This is a genomic window from Streptomyces sp. NPDC006997 (genome assembly GCF_040635175.1).
Classification (GTDB): domain Bacteria; phylum Actinomycetota; class Actinomycetes; order Streptomycetales; family Streptomycetaceae; genus Streptomyces.
Genome location: NZ_JBEYHH010000098.1, coordinates 1 through 1,599, shown reverse-complemented (window position 1 = coordinate 1,599; position 1,599 = coordinate 1). Strand labels below are relative to the sequence as shown.

The following is a 1,599-nucleotide window of genomic DNA, read 5'->3' as shown; positions in this document are numbered from 1 at the left end:
GTTCGGCGGCGTCCTACTCTCCCACAGGGTCCCCCCTGCAGTACCATCGGCGCTGTAAGGCTTAGCTTCCGGGTTCGGAATGTAACCGGGCGTTTCCCTCACGCTATAACCACCGAAACACTATGAAACTGTACACAGCCACACCACCCATGAACGGGTGGGACTGTTCGTGGTTTCAGAACCAACACAGTGGACGCGAGCAACTGAGGACAAGCCCTCGGCCTATTAGTACCGGTCAACTCCACACGTTACCGTGCTTCCATATCCGGCCTATCAACCCAGTCGTCTACTGGGAGCCTTACCCTCTCTAGGAGGTGGGAGTCCTCATCTCGAAGCAGGCTTCCCGCTTAGATGCTTTCAGCGGTTATCCCTCCCGAACGTAGCCAACCAGCCATGCCCTTGGCAGAACAACTGGCACACCAGAGGTTCGTCCGTCCCGGTCCTCTCGTACTAGGGACAGCCCTTCTCAAGACTCCTACGCGCACAGCGGATAGGGACCGAACTGTCTCACGACGTTCTAAACCCAGCTCGCGTACCGCTTTAATGGGCGAACAGCCCAACCCTTGGGACCGACTCCAGCCCCAGGATGCGACGAGCCGACATCGAGGTGCCAAACCATCCCGTCGATATGGACTCTTGGGGAAGATCAGCCTGTTATCCCCGGGGTACCTTTTATCCGTTGAGCGACGGCGCTTCCACAAGCCACCGCCGGATCACTAGTCCCGACTTTCGTCCCTGCTCGACCCGTCGGTCTCACAGTCAAGCTCCCTTGTGCACTTACACTCAACACCTGATTACCAACCAGGCTGAGGGAACCTTTGGGCGCCTCCGTTACTCTTTAGGAGGCAACCGCCCCAGTTAAACTACCCATCAGACACTGTCCCTGATCCGGATCACGGACCCAGGTTAGACATCCAGCACGACCAGACTGGTATTTCAACGACGACTCCCACCGAACTGGCGTCCGATGATCAAAGTCTCCCAGCTATCCTACACAAGCCGAACCGAACACCAATATCAAACTGTAGTAAAGGTCCCGGGGTCTTTCCGTCCTGCTGCGCGAAACGAGCATCTTTACTCGTAGTGCAATTTCACCGGGCCTATGGTTGAGACAGTCGAGAAGTCGTTACGCCATTCGTGCAGGTCGGAACTTACCCGACAAGGAATTTCGCTACCTTAGGATGGTTATAGTTACCACCGCCGTTTACTGGCGCTTAAGTTCTCAGCTTCGCCCCACCGAAATGGAGCTAACCGGTCCCCTTAACGTTCCAGCACCGGGCAGGCGTCAGTCCGTATACATCGCCTTACGGCTTCGCACGGACCTGTGTTTTTAGTAAACAGTCGCTTCTCGCTGGTCTCTGCGGCCACCCCCAGCTCACGTCGCAAGGACGATCACCGGACATGGCCCCCCTTCTCCCGAAGTTACGGGGGCATTTTGCCGAGTTCCTTAACCATAGTTCACCCGAACGCCTCGGTATTCTCTACCTGACCACCTGAGTCGGTTTAGGGTACGGGCCGCCATGAAACTCGCTAGAGGCTTTTCTCGACAGCATAGGATCATCCACTTCGCCACAATCGGCTCGGCATCAGGTCTCAGAC

The 1,599-nt window shown here is 56.4% G+C and carries 2 rRNA genes; both read right to left on the bottom strand.

The window, feature by feature from the left end:
• A 5S ribosomal RNA gene (rrf, locus tag ABZ659_RS35815) occupies window positions 1-117 on the bottom strand.
• Window positions 118-205: 88 nt separating this feature from the next.
• Window positions 206-1,599 (bottom strand): 23S ribosomal RNA (locus ABZ659_RS35810); the annotation flags it as partial.